The organism is Microbacterium sp., assembly GCF_030149085.1.
Classification (GTDB): domain Bacteria; phylum Actinomycetota; class Actinomycetes; order Actinomycetales; family Microbacteriaceae; genus Microbacterium.
This window is the reverse complement of record NZ_JASBSF010000046.1, coordinates 1-1,930: the sequence shown is the minus strand read 5'-3', so window position 1 is coordinate 1,930 and position 1,930 is coordinate 1. Positions and strand designations below refer to the sequence as shown.

The 1,930-nt window shown below is 67.3% G+C and carries 3 protein-coding genes; all 3 read left to right on the top strand.

Translation table 11 applies throughout. The features are described 5' to 3' along the window. Nucleotides 1–611: chorismate synthase (locus tag Q1V87_RS01880; RefSeq protein WP_300590614.1), on the top strand; the 611-nt coding region annotated here is incomplete at its 5' end. Next, on the top strand, nucleotides 598–1,149 hold the full coding sequence (locus Q1V87_RS01875; RefSeq protein WP_300590613.1) for a shikimate kinase: 552 nt from the start codon (nucleotides 598–600) through the stop codon (nucleotides 1,147–1,149). The genes Q1V87_RS01880 and Q1V87_RS01875, both read left to right, overlap by 14 nt. Beyond that, nucleotides 1,146–1,930: 3-dehydroquinate synthase (locus tag Q1V87_RS01870; RefSeq protein ID WP_300590612.1), on the top strand; the 785-nt coding region annotated here is incomplete at its 3' end. The genes Q1V87_RS01875 and Q1V87_RS01870, both read left to right, overlap by 4 nt.

The window sequence follows — 1,930 nt, the reverse complement described above, 5'->3', positions numbered from 1 at the left end:
GTAAAGCCGGCGATACCCTCGGCGGTGTCGTCGAGGTCCTTGCGTTCGGACTCCCGCCGGGGCGCGGCAGCCACGTTCACTGGGACCGCCGGCTCGACGGCAAGATGGCGCAGGCGCTCATGAGCATCCAGGCGATCAAGGGCGTTGAAGTCGGCGACGGCTTCCTGACGGCGCGGCGCCGGGGCTCGGAGGCTCACGACGAGCTGTTCGCGACCAACCGCGGCATCGCCCGGGCCACGGATCGCGCCGGGGGAACCGAGGGCGGCATGTCAACCGGAACCGTACTGCGCGTGCGTGCCGGCATGAAGCCGATCGCCACCGTCCCGCACGCACTGCGTACGGTGGACGTGGCATCCGGCGAGACTGCCAGCGCTCACCACCAGCGGTCAGATGTGTGCGCTGTCCCGGCAGCCGGAGTGGTCGCCGAAGCCATGACAGCGCTCGTGCTCGCTGACGTCGTTCTCGAGAAGTTCGGCGGTGACAGCGTCGCCGAGACGCGACGCAACCTGCAGTCCTACCTCGACGCGATTCCCGCGGCCCTGCGCACAAGCGCAGAGAGCGACGAATCGCTGCTGGACGCGGCAGTTCTCACCAGCGATGGCCCCCGCTAGTCCGCTCGTTCTTGTCGGCCCCATGGGGGCGGGAAAGACGAGCATCGGACGTCGCGTTGCCAAAGCCCTAGGCGTGACGTTCATCGACACGGATGCCGTGGTTCAGCGCGAGCACGGACCGATTGAGCAGATCTTCGAGACCCAGGGCGAGTCGACATTCCGCTCCTGGGAACGTGCGGCGATTCAGGAGGCCCTCGGGCACGCGGTTGCCGTCGTGTCACTGGGCGGCGGGGCTGTGCTGGATGCCGATACGCGTGCGGATCTCGCAACATGCCATGTCGTGATGCTCACGGTCGACCCGCGCGTCGTAGCCGGGCGGATTCAGGGGACAGCCCGGCCGCTCCTGTCGGGCGAGGACCCTCTGGAGCGGTGGCGGCGCATCTGGCAGGAGCGTCGTCCCCTCTATGAAAGTGTCGCCGACATCACGATCGACACATCGACCGGTCCCCTCCAGAACGTCGTGGACGAGATCGTGTCGTGGGCGCGCCACCGCACCGAGTCCTCCTATCCACGCGCCACCGGGAAAGAAGAGTCATGACCGCTCCGACGACAATCGCCGTTACCGGCGACAGCCCCTACGACATCACGATCGGTCGCGGCATCCTGGACTCGGTCGGTGCGGCACTCCCGACAGCTGCACAGCGTGTGCTCATCGTGCACCCGCCGACCCTGTCAGCGCGGGCTGAAGAGCTGCGCGGACGCCTACAGGGCGAGCGGCAGGTTCTTCTTGCCGAAGTGCCCGACGCCGAGGCAGGCAAGCGCGTGGAGGTCGCGGCATTCTGTTGGCAGGTCATGGGCCAGGCGAACTTCACTCGTACTGACGCCGTCATCGGCTTCGGCGGGGGAGCAGTGACCGATCTGGCCGGGTTTGTCGCCGCGACGTGGTTGCGCGGCGTCTCGGTGGTGCAGGTTCCGACGACAGTCCTCGGCATGGTTGATGCCGCGGTCGGCGGAAAAACGGGCATCAACACCGCCGAGGGGAAGAACCTCGTGGGGGCGTTCTGGCCGCCGTCCGCCGTCGTTTGTGACCTCGATCTCCTGGAGACCCTGTCGCGCAACGAGACCGTTGCGGGATTCGCAGAGGTCGTGAAAGCCGGCTTCATCTGGCATCCGGAGATCCTGGAACTCATCGAGGCGGACCCCGCCGCCGCGACAGACCCGGCATCCGAAGCGTTCCGGCGGTGCATCGAGCTCGCGATCGGGATGAAGGCCCGTGTCGTCTCCGAAGACCTGCGTGAGGCAGGCCTTCGCGAAGTGCTCAACTACGGCCACACCCTCGGGCACGCCATCGAGCACACCGAGCGGTATCAGTGGCGCCA